At 74.9% G+C, this 16586-nt stretch carries 12 protein-coding genes; 3 read left to right on the top strand and 9 right to left on the bottom strand.

Going from position 1 to position 16586, the window contains the following annotated elements; genetic code table 11:
- Positions 1 to 58 precede the first annotated feature (58 nt).
- The 4 genes from QFZ62_RS03080 to QFZ62_RS03065 form a co-directional block, all read right to left on the bottom strand.
- Entirely contained in the window at positions 59 to 322 is a 264-nt protein-coding gene (locus QFZ62_RS03080) for a hypothetical protein (RefSeq protein WP_307501537.1), read from the bottom strand.
- On the bottom strand, positions 322 to 774 hold the full coding sequence (locus QFZ62_RS03075) for a GNAT family N-acetyltransferase (RefSeq protein WP_307501534.1): 453 nt from the start codon (positions 772 to 774) through the stop codon (positions 322 to 324). The genes QFZ62_RS03080 and QFZ62_RS03075 overlap by 1 nt, the downstream gene beginning before the upstream one ends.
- Complete coding sequence (gene valS, locus QFZ62_RS03070; protein ID WP_307501531.1) at positions 771 to 3410, bottom strand: valine--tRNA ligase; 2640 nt, start codon at positions 3408 to 3410, stop codon at positions 771 to 773. The genes QFZ62_RS03075 and valS overlap by 4 nt, the downstream gene beginning before the upstream one ends.
- Positions 3411 to 3546: 136 nt before the next feature.
- Entirely contained in the window at positions 3547 to 5514 is a 1968-nt protein-coding gene (locus QFZ62_RS03065) for a phosphoenolpyruvate carboxykinase (GTP) (RefSeq protein ID WP_307501528.1), read from the bottom strand.
- A gap of 111 nt (positions 5515 to 5625) precedes the next feature.
- On the opposite strand from QFZ62_RS03065, the gene QFZ62_RS03060 reads away from it, so the two are divergent.
- The gene (locus tag QFZ62_RS03060; RefSeq protein WP_307501525.1) at positions 5626 to 7053 is read left to right on the top strand and encodes a helix-turn-helix domain-containing protein; all 1428 of its coding nucleotides are present in this window, start codon (positions 5626 to 5628) and stop codon (positions 7051 to 7053) included.
- Between the two features lie 18 nt (positions 7054 to 7071).
- Here QFZ62_RS03060 and QFZ62_RS03055 read toward each other — a convergent pair whose 3' ends face one another.
- The 4 genes from QFZ62_RS03055 to QFZ62_RS03040 are packed head-to-tail and all read right to left on the bottom strand — an operon-like array spanning position 7072 to position 12348.
- On the bottom strand, positions 7072 to 8796 hold the full coding sequence (locus QFZ62_RS03055) for an ABC transporter ATP-binding protein (protein WP_307501522.1): 1725 nt from the start codon (positions 8794 to 8796) through the stop codon (positions 7072 to 7074).
- Entirely contained in the window at positions 8793 to 9653 is an 861-nt protein-coding gene (locus tag QFZ62_RS03050; RefSeq protein ID WP_307501518.1) for an ABC transporter permease, read from the bottom strand. The genes QFZ62_RS03055 and QFZ62_RS03050 overlap by 4 nt, the downstream gene beginning before the upstream one ends.
- Entirely contained in the window at positions 9650 to 10705 is a 1056-nt protein-coding gene (locus QFZ62_RS03045) for an ABC transporter permease (RefSeq protein WP_307501515.1), read from the bottom strand. Before QFZ62_RS03045 ends, QFZ62_RS03050 begins: the two co-directional genes overlap by 4 nt.
- Positions 10702 to 12348 (bottom strand): ABC transporter substrate-binding protein, encoded by a 1647-nt coding sequence (locus QFZ62_RS03040; RefSeq protein WP_307501513.1) that lies wholly within the window; start codon positions 12346 to 12348, stop codon positions 10702 to 10704. Before QFZ62_RS03040 ends, QFZ62_RS03045 begins: the two co-directional genes overlap by 4 nt.
- Before the next feature lie 104 nt (positions 12349 to 12452).
- Here QFZ62_RS03040 and QFZ62_RS03035 point away from each other — a divergent pair, with 104 nt between their 5' ends.
- Both QFZ62_RS03035 and QFZ62_RS03030 read left to right on the top strand, forming a co-directional pair.
- The gene (locus QFZ62_RS03035) at positions 12453 to 13058 is read left to right on the top strand and encodes a TetR/AcrR family transcriptional regulator (RefSeq protein WP_307501510.1); all 606 of its coding nucleotides are present in this window, start codon (positions 12453 to 12455) and stop codon (positions 13056 to 13058) included.
- A gap of 55 nt (positions 13059 to 13113) precedes the next feature.
- Positions 13114 to 13716, top strand: coding sequence for a class I SAM-dependent methyltransferase (locus tag QFZ62_RS03030; RefSeq protein ID WP_307501508.1), 603 nt, complete (start codon positions 13114 to 13116; stop codon positions 13714 to 13716).
- Positions 13717 to 13923: 207 nt separating this feature from the next.
- Here the strand turns inward: QFZ62_RS03030 and QFZ62_RS03025 are convergent, their stop codons facing one another.
- Positions 13924 to 16437, bottom strand: a complete 2514-nt coding sequence (locus QFZ62_RS03025) for a phosphoketolase (RefSeq protein WP_307501505.1) — start codon at positions 16435 to 16437, stop codon at positions 13924 to 13926.
- Positions 16438 to 16586: the final 149 nt, after the last annotated feature.

Here is a 16586-nt window from a genome sequence, read left to right as displayed (position 1 = left end):
CGGACGCGCCGGCCCGAGGGCCGGCGCGTCCGTCGCGGAGCGGGTCGTGCGGGACGCCTCAGTCGTCGAAGGGGTCGTCCGTCGACTCGCCGGGGATCGTGATGGTCGCGGCGTCCTCGACCGGGTCGTAGCGGATCACGGTGCCGTCGTCGAGCTCGACGACGGGCTTCCGCTCGAGCCAGGTGAGGGTCCAGCGCCACTGGGACGTGTCGGTGGCGAGGTCGACGATGTCCTTCTCGACCGTCTTCACCGCGAGGAGGACGACCTCGGGCAGGTCCGCCGGGGCGGTGCCGCCGATGGGCCAGCGCGTGCCGAGCTGCATCAGACGTCCTGCTCGTAGGTGACCCACGTGGTGCGCCGGGCGACCCGGTCGTAGAGGCGCTGCGCGTCGGCGTTGTCCTCCGCGGTGATCCAGCGCAGCATCGTCGCGCCCTCGCGGCGGGCGACGTCGGCGACGGCGGCCAGCAGCTGCTCGCCCACGCCCTGGCGACGCGACACCTCCCGCACGTACAGGTCGTCGACCAGGAGGCCGTCGGTGCCGCGGGAGAGGCGCGAGAAGCGGTGGGAGTGCGCGAGGCCGACGAGGGCGCCCTCGTGCGCGTCGTCGACCGCGACGAGAGCCGAGCTCGCGTGCGCGTCGTCGATGAGGTGGCTCCAGGCCAGCACCGCGGCGTCGTCGGTCAGCTCGGTGCCGTAGAACGCCGCGTACTCGGCGAACAGGTCGAACCAGGGGAAGAAGTCGCCGTCGCGGACGGGGCGGATCGAGATGGTCATGCGCGGTTCTCCTCGGGCTCGACGGGTGCGAGCGTGATGCGGGCGACGGCGGGGCCGTCCCCCTCGATGAACGTCAGGTCGGTGATGCGGCCCACGGCGCGCAGGTCGCGGGCGACCAGCTCGAGCGAGCGGATGTCCTCGGCGGACGCGGACACCACCGCCTCGGCGACGGGGGTCTTCTGCGAGGCCTTGGCGTCGGTCTTGGCACGGCGGATGCCGACGAGCGCCCGGCCGGCGAGGGCCAGCAGCCGCGGGTCCGCGGCTCCGCCGGTCGTCGGCGCGTCCGGGGCCGGCGCGGTCGGCCAGGCGGCGGTGTGGATCGAGCCGTCGTGCGACCAGCTCCAGGCCTCCTCGGCCGCGAACGGCACGAAGGGCGCGAACAGGCGCAGCAGCACGTCGAGGGCCTCGCGGAGGGCGGCGACCGCGGATCCCCGGTCGGCCGGGTCGGCGTCGGCGGAGTACGCGCGGTCCTTGACGAGCTCCAGGTAGTCGTCGCAGAAGGTCCAGAAGAAGCTCTCGGTCACCTCGAGCGCGCGGGCGTGGTCGTACTCCTCGAGCGCGGTGGTCGCGGTCTCGACGACCTCGGCGAGGGCGGCGAGCATGCCGACGTCGATGGCGTGGGTCGCCCGCGCGCCCTCCGGCGCCTCGAAGGACAGGATGAACTTCGCGGCGTTGAGGACCTTGATCGCGAGCCGGCGGCCGATCTTGATCTGCGTCGGGTTCTGCGGGTCCATCGCGGCGTCGACGCCGAGGCGCGCGGACGCGGCCCAGTAGCGCACGGCGTCGGAGCCGAACTGCTCGAGCGTGGCCGCGGGCGTGACGACGTTGCCCTTCGACTTCGACATCTTCTTGCGGTCGGGGTCGAGGATCCAGCCGGAGATCGCGGCCGTCCGCCAGGGCGCGTCGCCGTGCTCCAGCTCGGCGCGCAGCACCGTGGAGAAGAGCCACGTGCGGATGATGTCCTGGCCCTGCGGCCGCATCGAGAACGGGAAGACGAGGTCGAACAGCTCCGGGTCGCGCTCCCAGCCGCCCGCGAGCTGCGGGGTGAGGGAGGAGGTGGCCCAGGTGTCCATCACGTCGAGCTCACCCTGGAAGCCGCCGGGCACGCCGCGCTGGTCCTCGGAGTAGCCGGGGGCGGCATCCGAGGACGGGTCGACGGGCAGCTGGTCCTCCGACGGCGTGATGGCGCGGTCGAACTCGGGGTTGCCGTCGGCGTCGAGCGGGTACCAGACGGGCAGCGGCACGCCGAAGAAGCGCTGGCGGGAGACGAGCCAGTCGCCGTTGAGGCCGCCGACCCAGTTCTCGTAGCGCACGCGCATGAAGTCGGGGACGAAGCCGATCTCGCGGCCGCGGCCGATGAGGCCCTGGCGCAGCTCCTCGTCCCGGCCGCCGTTGCGGATGTACCACTGGCGGGTCGAGACGATCTCGAGGGGCTTGTCGCCCTTCTCGTAGAACTTGACGGGGTGGGTGATCTTGCGGGGCTCGCCGATCAGCTCGCCGGACTCCGTGAGGAGCTCGACCATCGCGGCCTTGGCGGAGAACACCGTCTTGCCGGCGATGGCGGCGTAGGCCTCGCGGCCGGCGTCGGTGGTGATCGCGGCGGGCGCCTCGGAGACGACGCGGCCGTCGAAGCCGACGATCGCGCGGTTCTCGAGCTGCAGCTCGCGCCACCACACCACGTCGTTGAGGTCGCCGAAGGTGCAGACCATCGCGATGCCGGATCCCTTGTCGGGCTGCGCGAGGTGGTGCGCGAGCACGGGGACCTCGACGCCGAAGACGGGCGTCGTGACGGTCGTGCCGAACAGGCCCTGGTAGCGCTCGTCGTCGGGGTGCGCGACGAGGGCCACGCACGCGGCGAGGAGCTCGGGGCGCGTGGTGTCGATGATCACGTCGCCGTCCGGGCGGTGGAACGCGAGGCGGTGGTAGGCGCTCGGCTGCTCGCGGTCCTCGAGCTCGGCCTGCGCGACCGCGGTGCGGAAGGTGACGTCCCACAGCGTGGGCGCGTCGGCCTGGTACGCCTCGCCGCGGGCGAGGTTCCGGAGGAACGCGCGCTGCGACGCGACCTGCGCCTCGGCGCCGATGGTGCGGTAGCTCTGGCGCCAGTCGACGCTGAGGCCGAGCGTGCGGAAGAGGTCCTCGAACTGCTTCTCGTCCTCCTCGGTGAGGCGCTCGCACAGCTCGATGAAGTTGCGGCGGGAGATGGGCTGCTGGTCGCCGGGCTTCGACGTGCCGCCGGTCTCGGACGGCCGGTAGCCGGGGTCGTAGGGGAGCGTCGGGTCGCAGCGGACGCCGTAGAAGTTCTGCACGCGGCGCTCGGTGGGGAGTCCGTTGTCGTCCCAGCCGAGCGGGTAGAAGACGCTCTCGCCGCGCATGCGGCGGTACCGGGCGATCACGTCGGTGTGCGTGTAGCTGAACACGTGCCCGATGTGGAGGGATCCGCTCGCCGTGGGCGGCGGGGTGTCGATGGAGAAGACGGTGCCGGCGGCGGCCTCGTCGCGGCGGAAGTCGTACGTGCCGTCCGCCTGCCAGCGGTCGCCCCACTTGGCCTCGAGGCCCTCGAGGGCCGGCTTCTCGGGGACCCGGGCGATGTGGCCGGTCTCCCCTCCGACGGTGTCCGGACGTCGTTCGTCTGCCATGCGTGCTCCGGTTCCCTCGATGTGGACGGCACCGTGTCGATGGTGAGGTGCCTGCTGTGCGGACTTCACGCTACCGGATGGGGGCGCGGCGGCCGGATGCGGGGGCAGGCGGGGACCCGCGCATCCGGCGGCCGGGCTAGGCGGGGGCCTGTGCCGGCGCGTCGGCGGCGGCCTCCCGGAAGGCGCGCCGCATCGCGTGGACGCGGTCCGTGAGCTCCGCGGGGACGCGGTCGCCGAAGCGGGCGAAGTGGGCGTCCACGGCGTCGAGCTCCTCGAGCCAGAGGGCGGGATCCAGCGCCAGGAGCTCCTCCAGCGCACCGTCCGCGAGGTCGAGGCCGGCGACGTCGAGGTCCTCGGGGACCGGCAGGCCGCCGACCGGGGACGGGCGGACGGGGACGCGGTCCTCGATCCGGCGCACGACCCACTCGAGCACGCGCGCGTTCTCGCCGAAGCCCGGCCAGAGGAAGGAGCCGTCCTCGCCCTTCCGGAACCAGTTGACCTGGAAGACGCGGGGCGCGCCGTCGCCGAGCCCCCGGCCGACCTCGAGCCAGTGCCGCCAGTGGTCCGCCATGTCGTAGCCGCAGAACGGCTGCATCGCGAAGGGGTCGTGCCGCAGCTCGCCCACCCGTCCCTCCGCCGCCGCCGTCCGCTCGGAGGCCATGGTCGCGCCGACGAAGACGGCGTGCTCCCAGCCGTCCGCCTCCGCGACGAGCGGCACGTTCGTGGCGCGGCGGCCCCCGAACAGGATCGCGTCCACGACCACGCCGTCCGGGTCGTCCCAGTCGTCCGCGAGCGACGGGCACTGCTCGATCCCCACCGTGAAGCGGGCGTTCGGGTGCGCGGCGGGCGTGCCGGAGGCCGGCGACCACGGCTCCCCGCGCCAGTCGACGAGGCCGGCCGGCGGCCTCGGGGTCATGCCCTCCCACCAGACGTCGCCGTCGGGGCGCAGGGCGACGTTGGTGAAGATCGCGTTGCCCCACACGGTCGACATGGCGACGGGGTTGGTGTCCTCCCCCGTGCCGGGGGCGACGCCGAAGAGGCCGCGCTCGGGGTTCACGGCGCGCAGGCGGCCGGCGGCGTCGGGCCGGAGCCAGGCGATGTCGTCGCCGAGCGTCTCCACCGTCCAGCCGGGGATCGAGGGCGTGAGCATGGCGAGGTTCGTCTTGCCGCAGGCCGACGGGAAGGCGGCCGCCACGTGGAAGCGGCGGCCCTCCGGGCTCGTGATCCGGATGAGGAGCATGTGCTCCGCCAGCCAGCCCTCGTCGCGCGCCATGGCGGAGGCGATCCGCAGCGAGAAGCACTTCTTGCCGAGGAGCGCGTTGCCGCCGTAGCCCGAGCCGAACGAGATGATCTCGCGGTCCTCGGGGAAGTGGCAGATGCGCTTGTCGGCGTTGTGCGGCCACGGCACGTCGGGGCTGCGGCGGCCGGCGTCGTCGACCAGGGGCGCGCCGAGGCCGTGCAGCGCGCGCACCCACGCCGTGTCGGGGCCGATGAGGCGGAGCGCGTCGTCGCCCATGCGGGTCATGAGCGCCATGCTCGCGACGACGTACGGGCTGTCGGTGATCTGCACGCCGAGCTGCGAGATCGCGCCGCCGAGGGGGCCCATGGAGAACGGGACGACGTAGAGGGTGCGGCCGCGCATGGATCCGGCGAAGAGGTCGCGGAGCTCCGCACGCGTCTCCGCGGGGTCGCGCCAGTTGTTGGTGGGGCCCGCGTCCGCGGGGTCGGCCGAGCAGATGAAGGTGCGGTCCTCGACGCGCGCGACGTCGGCCGGGTCGCTGCGGGCGAGGAAGCTGTGCGGCCGCCACTCCGGGTTCAGCCGGATGAGGGTGCCGTCCTCGACCATGCGGCGCGTGAGGCGGTCGTACTCGGCGACGCTGCCGGTGCACCAGACGACCCGGTCGGGGAGCGTGAGCCGCGCGACCTCGGCGACCCAGTCGGCGACGCGGGGGTCGCGGCAGTGCGCGGGGGCCGCGGCGCCGGGCGGGAGGGGCGCGGTGCCGGGCGTCGGGGCGACGGCGGCCGCGTCGGGGCGGCCGGCGGGGACGACGGCGCGCGTGCGGCTGGCGTCGGTGTGCGGGGGTGCGTCCTGGATGGTGGTCATGTCGGTCCGTCCTCGTCGATCGGTCTGTTGTTCCAGCCTGCGGCGCGTCAGGATGGGGTTCGGGGATCCGTCGGCGTGAAGAAGCCCCGATGTTCACGGAGAGGTGAAGGAATGGACCAGCTCGTCATCGGCCGCCGCATCCGGCACGCGCGGAAGGGCGCGGGGCTCACGCTGCAGGCGCTGGGGGAGCGCGCGGGGATCCTGCCGAGCCAGCTGAGCATGATCGAGAACGGCCGGCGCGAGACCCGCCTCTCGACCCTCGGGCGGATCGCGGGGGCGCTCGGCGTCGACGTCACGCACCTGCTCGCGGCCGACGCCCCCGATGCCCGGTCCGCGCTCGAGATCGAGCTCGACCGGGCGCAGCGCTCGTCCCTGTACGGCGGGCTCGGCCTCCCCGCCGTGCCCGCGAGCCGCGCGCTGCCGCAGGAGACGCTCGAGGCGCTCGTCGGCCTGCATCGCGAGCTCGCCCGCCGCGCGCGCGAGTCCATCGCGACGCCCGAGGAGGCGAGGCGGGCGAACACGGAGCAGCGGCTCATGATGCGCGCGCGCGACAACCACCTGCCCGCGATCGAGGAGCTGGCCGAGCGGATGCTCGCCGACGTCGGCCACCGCAGCGGCGCCCTGTCGCACCGCAGCGTCAGCCGGATGGCGGAGGGGCTCGGCTTCGAGCTCATCTACGTGGACGACCTGCCCCGTTCCACGCGCTCCGTGACGGACATCGGCGAGGGGCGGATCTACCTCCCGCCCGCGTCCATCCCCGGCGGACACGGCCTCCGCTCGATGGCGCTGCAGGCGATGGCCCACCGGGTGCTCGGCCACGAGGAGCCCGCGAGCTACGCCGACTTCCTGCGTCAGCGGCTGGAGATCAACTACTTCGCGGCCGCGTGCCTCATGCCGCTGACCCAGTCGGTCGCGTTCCTCGCCGAGGCCAAGGCGCGCCGGGACCTCGCGGTGGAGGACTTCCGCGACGCGTTCGGCGTGACGCACGAGGCGGCGGCGCTCCGGCTCACGAACATCAGCACCACGCACCTCGACCTCCGCGTGCACTTCCTCCGGGTCGGCGGCGACGGCGCGGTCTACAAGGCGTACGAGAACGACGGGCTGCCGCTGCCGGTCGACGTCACGGGCGCGGTCGAGGGGCAGCCGGTGTGCCGGGAGTGGGCGGCCCGCGGCGCGTTCGACCGCACCAACCGCACCACGGAGTTCCACCAGTACACGGACACGCCCGCGGGCACGTTCTGGTGCTCGACGCAGACCGGCTCCACGGCCGAGGGCGAGTACTCGATCACCTTCGGCGTGCCGTTCGCGCACGCGAAGTGGTTCCGCGGCCGCGAGACGACGGCGCGGAGCGCGTCGCGCTGCCCGGACGAGTCGTGCTGCCGGCGGGCGGATCCGGAGGACGCGGACCGGTGGCGCGACCGCGCGTGGCCGAGCGCCCGGCTGCACGCGCACATCCTCGCGCCGCTGCCGCGCGGGTCCTTCCCCGGGGTGGACGACCGGGAGCTGTACGCGTTCCTCGACCGGCACGCCGGCGCCTGACGCGGCCCGTCCCGCCGGTCAGCGCGGGGCGGCCCCGGGATCCAGCCGCGGGACGGCCGCGAGGAGCGCCCGCGTGACGGGGTGCGTCGGGCGCTCGAGCACGTCGGCGGCGGATCCGCGCTCGACGATGCGCCCGTCGGCCATGACCACAACTTCGTCGCTCATGTGGGCGACGACGCCGAGGTCGTGCGAGATGAGCAGGAGGCCGAGGCCGAGGCGCCGCTGCAGCTCGTCGAGGAGGTCGAGGACCTGCGCCTGCACCGCGATGTCGAGCGCGGAGACGGGCTCGTCGCAGATCAGCACGTCGGGCCGGGCCGCGAGGGCGCGCGCGATGGCGACGCGCTGACGCTGTCCGCCGGAGAGCCGCGCGGGGCGGCGGGCGAGGAGCGCCGGGTCGAGGCCGACCTGCGCGAGGAGGGTGCCGGGCGAGTCGAAGGCGTCGACGCCCGGGGGACCCGCGACGGCGAGGGCGTCGCGGAGGATCCGGTCGACGCTCCAGCGCGGGTCGAACGACGCGAGCGGGTCCTGGTAGACGGCGCCGACGCGCGGGCGGCGGCTGCGGCGCGCCCGCTCGGGGATCCCGCTCCACGGCTCGCCGTCGAGCGTGACGTCACCGGCGTCGGGCTCCTCGAGCGCGAGCAGCAGCCGGGCGACGGTGGTCTTGCCGGAGCCGGACCCGCCGACGAGGCCGAGGGTGCGGCCGCGGCGGACCTCGAGCGACACGTCGTCGACGGCCGTGCGGACGGATCCAGCCGGACCGCGGTAGGAGCGGGTGAGGCCCGAGGCGCGGAGGACCACGCGGTCGTCGGGCGGCGTCGCGGCCCCGGGAGGGGATGCCGCCGTGGACGGGGACGTCGAGGAGGTCGCGTGTGCGGAGGCGGCCGCCTGCGCGGAGGCGGCCTCGAGGCGCGCCGCCGACAGCGGCACGCCGCGGGGCACCCCCGTCGGCACGGCGGCGACGAGGGCGCGGGTCCGGGGGTGGGCGGGCGCGCGGAGGACGTCCGCCGTCCGGCCCTCCTCCACGATGCGGCCGTCGTGCATCACCGCGACGCGGTCGGCGAGGCGCGCCACGACGGCGAGGTCGTGGCTCACGAGGAGGGTCGCCTGGCCGCGCGTGCGGAGGTCGGCGAGGAGGTCGATGATCCGCGCCTGCACCGTGGCGTCGAGCGCGGTCGTGGGCTCGTCGGCGACGAGGAGCGGCGGATCCAGCGCGAGGGCGGCCGCGAGCAGCGCACGCTGGCGGAGGCCGCCCGAGAGCTCGCCGGAGCGCTGGTGGACGCGGACCTCGGGATCCGGCATCCCGACCCGCTCGAGCAGCTCGAGCACGCGCGCCCGCCGGGCCCGGGCGTCGCGCATCCCGTGGAGGCGGAGCGCGTCGCCGATCTCGCGGCCGATCGGCCGGAGCGGGTCGAGCGACGAGAGGGCGTCCTGCAGCACGAGGCCGACGCCCGTCCCGCGGACGCCGCGCCACTCGCGCGGGCCCGCGTCGCGGAGGTCGCGGCCGCCGATCTCGAGCACGCCGGCGCGGACGTCCGCGCCGGGACCCGCGAGGCCGAGCAGGCTCCGGGCGGTGACGCTCTTGCCGGAGCCCGACGTGCCGACGAGCGCGAGGCACTCGCCGGGCGCGATCCGCAGGGAGACGCCGTGGACGACGCCCTCGCCGCCGAAGGAGACGCGGAGGTCCTCGACCCGGAGCGCGAGCGGCGTCGCGGGGGCGCCCGGCACGTCGTGGGGCCCGCTCACGAGGCGCGCACCCGTCGCTCGAGCGCGCGGCCGAGCACGGTCGACGCGGTCGCGGTGAGGACGATCATGAGCCCCGGCACGACCGTGAGCCACGGCGCGGAGCCGATGTAGGTGCGGCCCGCGGCGAGCATCGCGCCCCACTCGGGATTCGGCGGCACCGTCCCGAGCCCGAGGTAGCTGAGCGACGAGGCCCACACGATGGCCTGGCCGACGCCGAGCGTCCCGAGCACGAACAGCGGCGCGGCGGTGTTCGGCAGGATGTGCCGGGCGAGCACGACGAGCGGCGGGCGTCCGAGCACGGTGGCGGCCTCGACGTACGCGGAGCGCCGCACCGACATGACCCGCCCGCGGATGATCCGCGCGTAGCCGGGCGCGGCCGAGATGCCGACCGCGAGCGTGGCGCTGCCGATGCCCGGGCCGAGGATCACGATGAGGAAGAGGGCGAGCAGGAGCCCGGGGAACGCGAACACGACCTCGATCACCCGGTTGACGGCGAAGTCGGCGACGCGGCCGAGGAGCGCGGCGGCGAGCCCGAGCACGGCGCCGAGGCCCAGGCCGATCGCGGTGGCGCTCACGCCGATGACGAGGCTGGGTCCCGCGCCGTGCACGACGCGCGTGAGCACGTCGCGGCCGGACTCGTCGGTGCCGAGGAGGTGGCCGGGGCCGGGCGCGCGGAAGGCCTCGGCCGGCGCGATGGCGAGCGGGTCGCCGGGCGCGAGGAGGCCGGGGGCGAGGGCCGCGGCGAGCAGCAGGACGACCACGAGCGCGGCGCCGCCGGTGCCGACCATGGCGAGGACCCGCACGGGCGGCCGGGAGGGCGCGGTGGCGAGCAGCGTCTCGGCGCGGGGGTCGCTCATCGGCCGGCCGCCGCGGGGGTGGCGGGCGATGCCGCGGCGGGGTCGCCGGCGGGTGCCGCGGACGGGACCGGTCCGGTGCGCGCGTCGACGAGCCGCGGGTCCACGAGGCGCGCGAGCAGGTCGGTGACCGCGGTGAGCACGATGTAGACCACGGCGACCACGAGCACGACGCCGACGATCACCGGCACGTCGCGGCTCATGACCGCCGAGAGCGCGGTGCGGCCGAGGCCGGGGCGGGCGAACACCTGCTCCACGACGACGGCGCCCGAGATGAGGAACCCGAAGGCCCACCCGGACAGCGCGATGCCGGGGGCGGCGGCGTGCCGGAGCGCGTGCCGCAGGCGCACCCCGGCCTCGGACTCGCCGCGTGCGCGGGCGGCGAGGGCGAAGGGGGAGTCGAGCGCGTCGAGGAGCGCCTCGCGCATGATCTGGCCGAGGAACCCCGCGAGCGGGATGGCGAGCGTCAGCACGGGGAGCACGAGGCCGGCGGGCGAGGATCCGCTGACCGCCGGCAGCCAGCCGAGGCCGGTGGAGAACACGAGGATCAGCACCACGCCGATCCAGAAGTGCGGCAGCGAGGCGGCGACGATCTCGACGCCGGCGCCGACCGCCCCGGCGACGCGCCCCGCGCCCGTGGAGACGAGCGCGAGCCCGAGCGCGAGGATCCACGCCACGGTGAGCGCGAGCACCGCCAGCAGCAGCGTGCCCGGCAGCTGCCGCGCGAGCACCGCCGCGACGTCCTCGCGGAGGGCGTACGAGCGGCCGAGGTCGCCCTGCGCGAGCCGGCCGAGCTGCGCGAGGTACTGCACGAGGAGGGGCTGGTCGAACCCGTACTCGGCGCGCACTGCGGCGACCGCCTCGGCCGGCGCCTGCGAGCCCGGCCCGCCGAGGATCGCCTGCGCGGGGTCGCCCGGGATCAGCCGGACGGCGAGGAACGTGACGGTCGCGACCGCCCAGAGCACGAGGACCGCGCCGCCGATCCGGGCCCCGACGGCCCGCAGGAGCGCGGGTCGACGGGAGCCGGATGCGGTGAGGGCGCGGGCCCTCGTCACCGGGCGAGCCAGGTGTCGTACAGCGTCGGGGTCGCGACGGACGGCAGGGCGCGGAGTCCCTGGACGGCCGTGCCGGACAGGAAGTGGTTCTGCTGGTCGTAGAGCGGCAGGATCCAGTACCCGGCCATGACCCGCTCCTGCACGTCGGCGTAGAGCTCCGTCCGGCGCTCGAGGTCCGTCGTGGAGCGCGCCTCGGCGAGCGCCTGGTCGATCGCGGGCACCGACACCTTCGCGTGGTTCGCGAAGTAGCCGCTCGGCGCCGGCGTGATGCCGGAGGTGTCGTAGAGGATCCGGAGGACGTCCGGCCCGGCCTTCGTGTACGGCGCGCTGACCAGCTCGTACTCGTCGTCGCCGAGCGCCTCGTACCAGGTGCCGAGGTCCATGGGCTCCAGCTGCACGTCGAAGCCGACGGCCTTGGTCGTCGCCTGGATCTGCTCGAACAGCGACTGCTCGGCGGGGATGGACTGGTTGGTGCTCACGGGGAACCGGAGGGTGAGCCGCTGGCCGTCCTTCGTGCGGATCCCGTCGGCGTCCTTCGTCGACCAGCCGGCCGCGTCGAGGAGCTCGGCGGCGCGGTCCGCGTCGATGGCGAACAGGTCGGGGTCGGAGACGGCGGCGGGCTCGGTGCTCGCGAGCGGCGAGTGCGAGCGCTCGGCCGAGCCCTGGAAGAGCGCGGCGATGCCGGGGTCGACGTCCGCCGAGCGGATGAACGCCTCGCGCACGCGCTCGTCGTCGAAGGGCGCCTGGCCCGAGTTCAGCTCGATGCGGTTGGAGGCGCCGGGCCGCGGGGCGTCGAGCTCGCGGAGCGTGTCGGCCGAGGACGCGGACGCGATGGCGTCGGGCTGCGCGTTGTCGATCACGTCGACCTCGCCGCTCTGCAGGGCCGCGTAGCGCGAGGCGGCGTCGGGCAGGAAGCGCCAGTCGATGCGCTCGAGGTAGGCGGGGCCCTCGTGGGCCGCGTCCGCGGGCGGCGAGGAGTAGTCGTCGTTGCGCACGAGCGAGATGGACTGCTGGCGGTCCCAGCGCTCGACGCTGAACGGGCCGGTGCCGATGGGCTGGGCGCAGTTCGCGTCCGTGCCGCGGGCGATCCCGGCGGGCGACTCCATCGCGAGCCACGGCTGCGAGAGCGACTCGAGCAGGGCGCTGTCGGGCGTCGAGAGGGTGAGCTGCACGGTCGAGGCGTCGACCGCGGTGGCCTCGGTGATCGCCTGCAGCGCGAGGTACCCGGTGGAGGAGAGCGTGGCGGGATCCTGCACGTGGCGGATGTTCGCGATCACGGCCTCCGCGTCGAACGGCGTGCCGTCGGTGAAGGAGACGCCCTCGCGGAGCTCGAGGGTGAGGCCGAGGCCGTCGTCGCTCCAGGTCCAGCTGTCGGCGAGCCACGGCGTGATCCCGCCCTTCCCGTCGAGCGACACGAGCGGCTCGAGGAACTGGGATGAGACGAGGGCCTGCGGGTAGTTGCCGCCCACGTGCGGGTCGAGGCACTCGGGCTCGGCGTCGCCGGACGCGTAGACGAGGGTGCCGCCCGAGACGGGCGTGGTCGACGCCTCCGGGGTGTCCGATGTGCAGCCGGAGAGGACGAGGGCGGACGCCGCGAGGGCGCCGAGGCCCGCGAGGGCGCGGGCGCGCGAGATGGGGATCATGGGTGCTTCCGATGTGCGCGCCGCTCGGGCGCTGGTGCGGGTGGTTTCTGTACCGCGTCCAACAATACGCGCACCCGGCGACCCGGATCCGCCAGGATGGGCGGATGACCTCCGCCCGTCCCGCCGGCCGCCCGCGCCGCTCGTCCCGGGCGACCCTCGAGGAGGCCGCCGCGGAGCTCTTCCTCGAGAACACGTACGCCGCGACCACCGTGGAGCAGATCGCGCAGCGCGCCGGGGTGAGCCGGGCCACGTTCTTCAACTACTTCGCCTCCAAGGCCGACCTGCTGTGGGCGGGCCTCGACGACACGCTGCGCGCGTTCGGCGAGGCGCTCGCGTCCGCGGATCCGGGGGTGCCGGCCGTCGACGCCGTCGTCGACGCGCTCGTCGGGGCCGCCCGCACCCGCGGCGAGGGCTGGCTGCCGCTCGCCCTCACGCAGCACGAGGTGATGGGCCTCGGCCCCGACGTCGCGGGGGAGGGCGTGACGCGCGCGGCGCCGCTCGTGGATCCCGTCGCCCAGGCGCTCGCGCGCGCGTCCGCGCACCGCGCGTCGGCCGCGCCCGTCCGGATCGCCGCCGCCTCGCTCGCCGCCACGACGGCCGCCGCCGTGATCGCGTGGGCGGGGGAGGGCGTCGGCCGTGGGCCGCTCGAGGACGCGGTGCGCCGGGCCCTGGATCCGCTCCGCGCCGGTCTCGCCCAGACGCTCGCCTGACGCGCGCCGGACTCGGACCCCCCGACCCGCCCGCGCCGCGGGCCAGGATGGGCGCATGACCGCCGACGCCGCCCCGCAGCCCGACCACGCCGCCCTCGCCGCCTCGTTCGGCGCGGTCGCCGCGCAGTACGACCGGGTCCGTCCCGGCTACCCCGACGCCGCCCTCGCCTGGATGCTCCCCGCCGGGGCACGCCGCGTGGTCGACCTCGGCGCGGGGACCGGGAAGCTCACGCGGCTCCTCGCGGCCCGCGGGCTCCGGGTCACCGCGGTCGAGCCGGACGCCGGGATGCGCGCGGTGCTCACCCCGGCGTCGCCGGACGTCGACGTGCGCGCCGGCAGCGGCGAGTCGATGCCGCTCGACGACGGCCAGGAGGACGCGGTGCTGGTCGCCCAGGCGTGGCACTGGATGGACGCGGGTGACGCGGCCCGCGAGGCCGCGCGCGTCCTCCGCCCCGGCGGCCTGCTCGGCATCGTCTGGAACGCCATGGACCTGCAGGTCGACTGGGTCCGCGAGCTCGACGCGCTGCTCCAGCCGGGCGGACGCTCCACGGGCCGCGCCGTCGAGCCCGGCCCGTTCCCCGGTTTCGGCCCCGTGGAGCACGCGTCCTTCCCACACGTCCACCGCATGGCGGCGGAGGACGTGGTGGCGCTCGCGTGATCCATCAGCCGCGTCATCGTCCTCCCCGACGACGAGCGCGCGCGCCGCCTCGACGACGTCCGGACCCTCCTCGCCGGCCACCCGGACACGGCGGGCCGCGACGAGCTCGACCTGCCGTACCGCGCGGACGCGTACCGCGCCCAGCTCGGCGGCTAGGCGCGGCGGAGGCGCGGGGCCCGGACGAGGCGGACCGTCGGGGGCCGGCGGCTACTCGTTGTCCCCGCCCGTGGCCGACGCGACCGACAGCTGGCCCACGCCGACGTTCGCCGCGCGCACGCCGCCCGCGACGCTGTCGGCCCACGTCCAGTCGGCGACGACGGGGATGTCCTCGCCGTGCTCGCGCGTGTACTGGCGCGCACGGAGCCGGGCGTCCTGCATGCGCTGGCGGAGCGGGCCCTGCGTGCGGCTGAGCCCGGGGGTCCGGTCGATGGCGTCGATGACGAGGTGGTACCGGTCCATGTCGTTGAGCATCACCATGTCGAACGGCGTCGTCGTGGATCCCTCCTCCTTGTAGCCGCGCACGTGCAGCTGCGCGTTGTTGGCGCGGCGGTAGGTGAGGCGGTGGATGAGCCACGGGTAGCCGTGGTACGCGAAGACCACCGGGATCCCGGCCGGGAACAGCGCGTCGTAGCCGGCGTCGGACAGGCCGTGCGGGTGCTCGCCCTCCGACTGGAGGCGCATGAGGTCCACGACGTTCACGACGCGGATCGCGAGCCCCGGGATCTCCTCGCGGAGGATCGACACCGCGGCGAGCGTCTCCAGCGTCGGCACGTCGCCGGCGCACGCCATGATCACGTCGGGCGCGCGCCCCTGGACCTCGGTGCCGGCCCAGTCGAAGATGCCGATGCCCCGCGTCATGTGCGCGACGGCGTCGTCCATCGACAGCCAGTCGAACGTCGGCTGCTTGCCGGCGACCACGACGTTCACGTAGTCCTCCGAGCGCAGGCAGTGGTCGTAGGTGGACAGCAGGGTGTTCGCGTCGAACGGCAGGTAGACGCGCACGACGTCGGCCTTCTTGTTCACGACGTGGTCGATGAAGCCCGGGTCCTGGTGCGAGAGGCCGTTGTGGTCCTGGCGCCAGACGTGCGAGGAGAGCAGGTAGTTGAGCGACGCGATGGGGCGGCGCCACGGGATCCCCTTCGACACCTTCAGCCACTTCGCGTGCTGGTTGAGCATCGAGTCGACGATGTGGATGAAGGCCTCGTACGACGTGAACAGGCCGTGGCGGCCCGTGAGGAGGTAGCCCTCGAGCCAGCCCTGGCACTGGTGCTCGCTCAGCATCTCCATCACGCGGCCGGCGCGCGCCAGGTGCTCGTCGGTGGGGCGGATCTCGCCCGCGAACTGCTTGTCGGTGACCCGCAGCACGCCGCCGAGCCGGTTGGACGCGGTCTCGTCGGGGCCGAAGATCCGGAAGTCCCGCGGGTTCCGCACCACGACGTCGGTGAGCCAGTCGCCGAGCACGCGCGTGGGCTCGTGCACGGATCCGCCGGGCGTCGGCACCTCGACCGCGTAGTCCCGGAAGTCGGGCAGGTCGAGGTCGCGCTTGAGGAGGCCGCCGTTGGCGACGGGGTTCGCGCTCATGCGGCGCTCGCCGACCGGGGCGAGCGCGGTGGCGAGCGCGACGGGGGCGCCCGCGTCGTCGAACAGCTCCTCGGGGCGGTACGACCGCATCCAGCCCTCGAGCACGCGCAGGTGGTCCTCGGTGTCGCGGGCGCTGGCGAGCGGCACCTGGTGGGCGCGCCAGTCGTCCTCGGCCGGGTGGCCGTCGATCTCCGGGGGGCAGGTCCAGCCCTTCGGGGTGCGGAGGATGATCATGGGCCACGCCGGGCGGCCGTCGAGCGTGCCCGCGGCGGCGGCCGCCTTGATGTCGGCGATCTGCTCGAGCACGAGGTCCATCGTCTCGGCCATGCGGCGGTGGACGGCGGCCGGATCCTCGCCGTGGAAGCCGCCCGAGACGACGTAGGGCGTGTGCCCGTAGCCGCGCATCAGGTCGAGGAGCTCCGACTCGGGGATGCGGGCGAGGACCGTCGGGTTCGCGATCTTCCAGCCGTTGAGGTGGAGGATCGGCAACACGACGCCGTCCTCCAGCGGGTCGAGGAACTTGTTCGAGTGCCAGCTCGTGGCGAGCGGGCCGGTCTCCGCCTCGCCGTCGCCCACGACCGCCGCGACCAGCAGGCCCGGGTTGTCGAACGCGGCGCCGTAGGCGTGGGAGAGCGCGTAGCCGAGCTCGCCGCCCTCGTGGAAGGAGCCCGGGGTCTCGGGCGCGACGTGGCTGGGGATGCCGCCGGGGAACGAGAACTGGCGGAACAGGCGGCGGACGCCCTCCTCGTCCTGCCTGATGCGCGGGTACACCTCGGTGTAGGTGCCGTCGAGGTAGGCGTTCGCGACCATGCCGGGTCCGCCGTGGCCCGGGCCGATGACGTAGACGGTGTCGAGGTCGCGCTGCTGGATCACGCGGTTGAGGTGCGCGTAGATGAAGTTGAGTCCCGGGGTCGTGCCCCAGTGCCCGAGGAGCCGGGGCTTCACATCGCCGCGGGTGAGCGGGCGGCGGAGCAGCGGGTTGTCGAGCAGGTAGATCTGGCCGACCGAGAGGTAGTTCGCGGTGCGCCACCACGTCTCGAGGCGGGCGAGCTCCTCGTCCGCGAGCGCGGCGGGTGCGCGGTGCGGGAAGGCGGCGGGGATGGCGGGGGTGACGGGGACGGGGGAGGCGCTGGTGCTCATGGCGCCAGCGTGCGCGTGCGGCCGACGGCCGGGGAGGGGCGAAGGTCCCGCGGCGTCCGGACCGTGCCTGGAGCCCATGGGACCGATGGCCCTGTCGCGGGCGGCGGGACCGCGCTTGCCTGGGATCACCCGATGAAGGACGAGGCACG

It is taken from the genome of Clavibacter sp. B3I6 (genome assembly GCF_030816895.1).
Taxonomy (GTDB): Bacteria; Actinomycetota; Actinomycetes; order Actinomycetales; family Microbacteriaceae; genus Clavibacter.
This window is presented reverse-complemented; position numbering and strand designations above follow the sequence as displayed.

What these genes read in the sequence shown, in the direction of transcription:
- QFZ62_RS03080 (WP_307501537.1), bottom strand. Translation starts at nt 322, where the DNA reads ATGCAGCTCGGCACGCGCTGGCCCATCGGCGGCACCGCCCCGGCGGAC.
- QFZ62_RS03075 (WP_307501534.1), bottom strand. Translation starts at nt 774, where the DNA reads ATGACCATCTCGATCCGCCCCGTCCGCGACGGCGACTTCTTCCCCTGG.
- valS (WP_307501531.1), bottom strand. Translation starts at nt 3,410, where the DNA reads ATGGCAGACGAACGACGTCCGGACACCGTCGGAGGGGAGACCGGCCAC.
- QFZ62_RS03065 (WP_307501528.1), bottom strand. Translation starts at nt 5,514, where the DNA reads ATGACCACCATCCAGGACGCACCCCCGCACACCGACGCCAGCCGCACG.
- QFZ62_RS03060 (WP_307501525.1), top strand. Translation starts at nt 5,626, where the DNA reads ATGGACCAGCTCGTCATCGGCCGCCGCATCCGGCACGCGCGGAAGGGC.
- QFZ62_RS03050 (WP_307501518.1), bottom strand. Translation starts at nt 9,653, where the DNA reads ATGAGCGACCCCCGCGCCGAGACGCTGCTCGCCACCGCGCCCTCCCGG.
- QFZ62_RS03040 (WP_307501513.1), bottom strand. Translation starts at nt 12,348, where the DNA reads ATGATCCCCATCTCGCGCGCCCGCGCCCTCGCGGGCCTCGGCGCCCTC.
- QFZ62_RS03035 (WP_307501510.1), top strand. Translation starts at nt 12,453, where the DNA reads ATGACCTCCGCCCGTCCCGCCGGCCGCCCGCGCCGCTCGTCCCGGGCG.
- QFZ62_RS03030 (WP_307501508.1), top strand. Translation starts at nt 13,114, where the DNA reads ATGACCGCCGACGCCGCCCCGCAGCCCGACCACGCCGCCCTCGCCGCC.
- QFZ62_RS03025 (WP_307501505.1), bottom strand. Translation starts at nt 16,437, where the DNA reads ATGAGCACCAGCGCCTCCCCCGTCCCCGTCACCCCCGCCATCCCCGCC.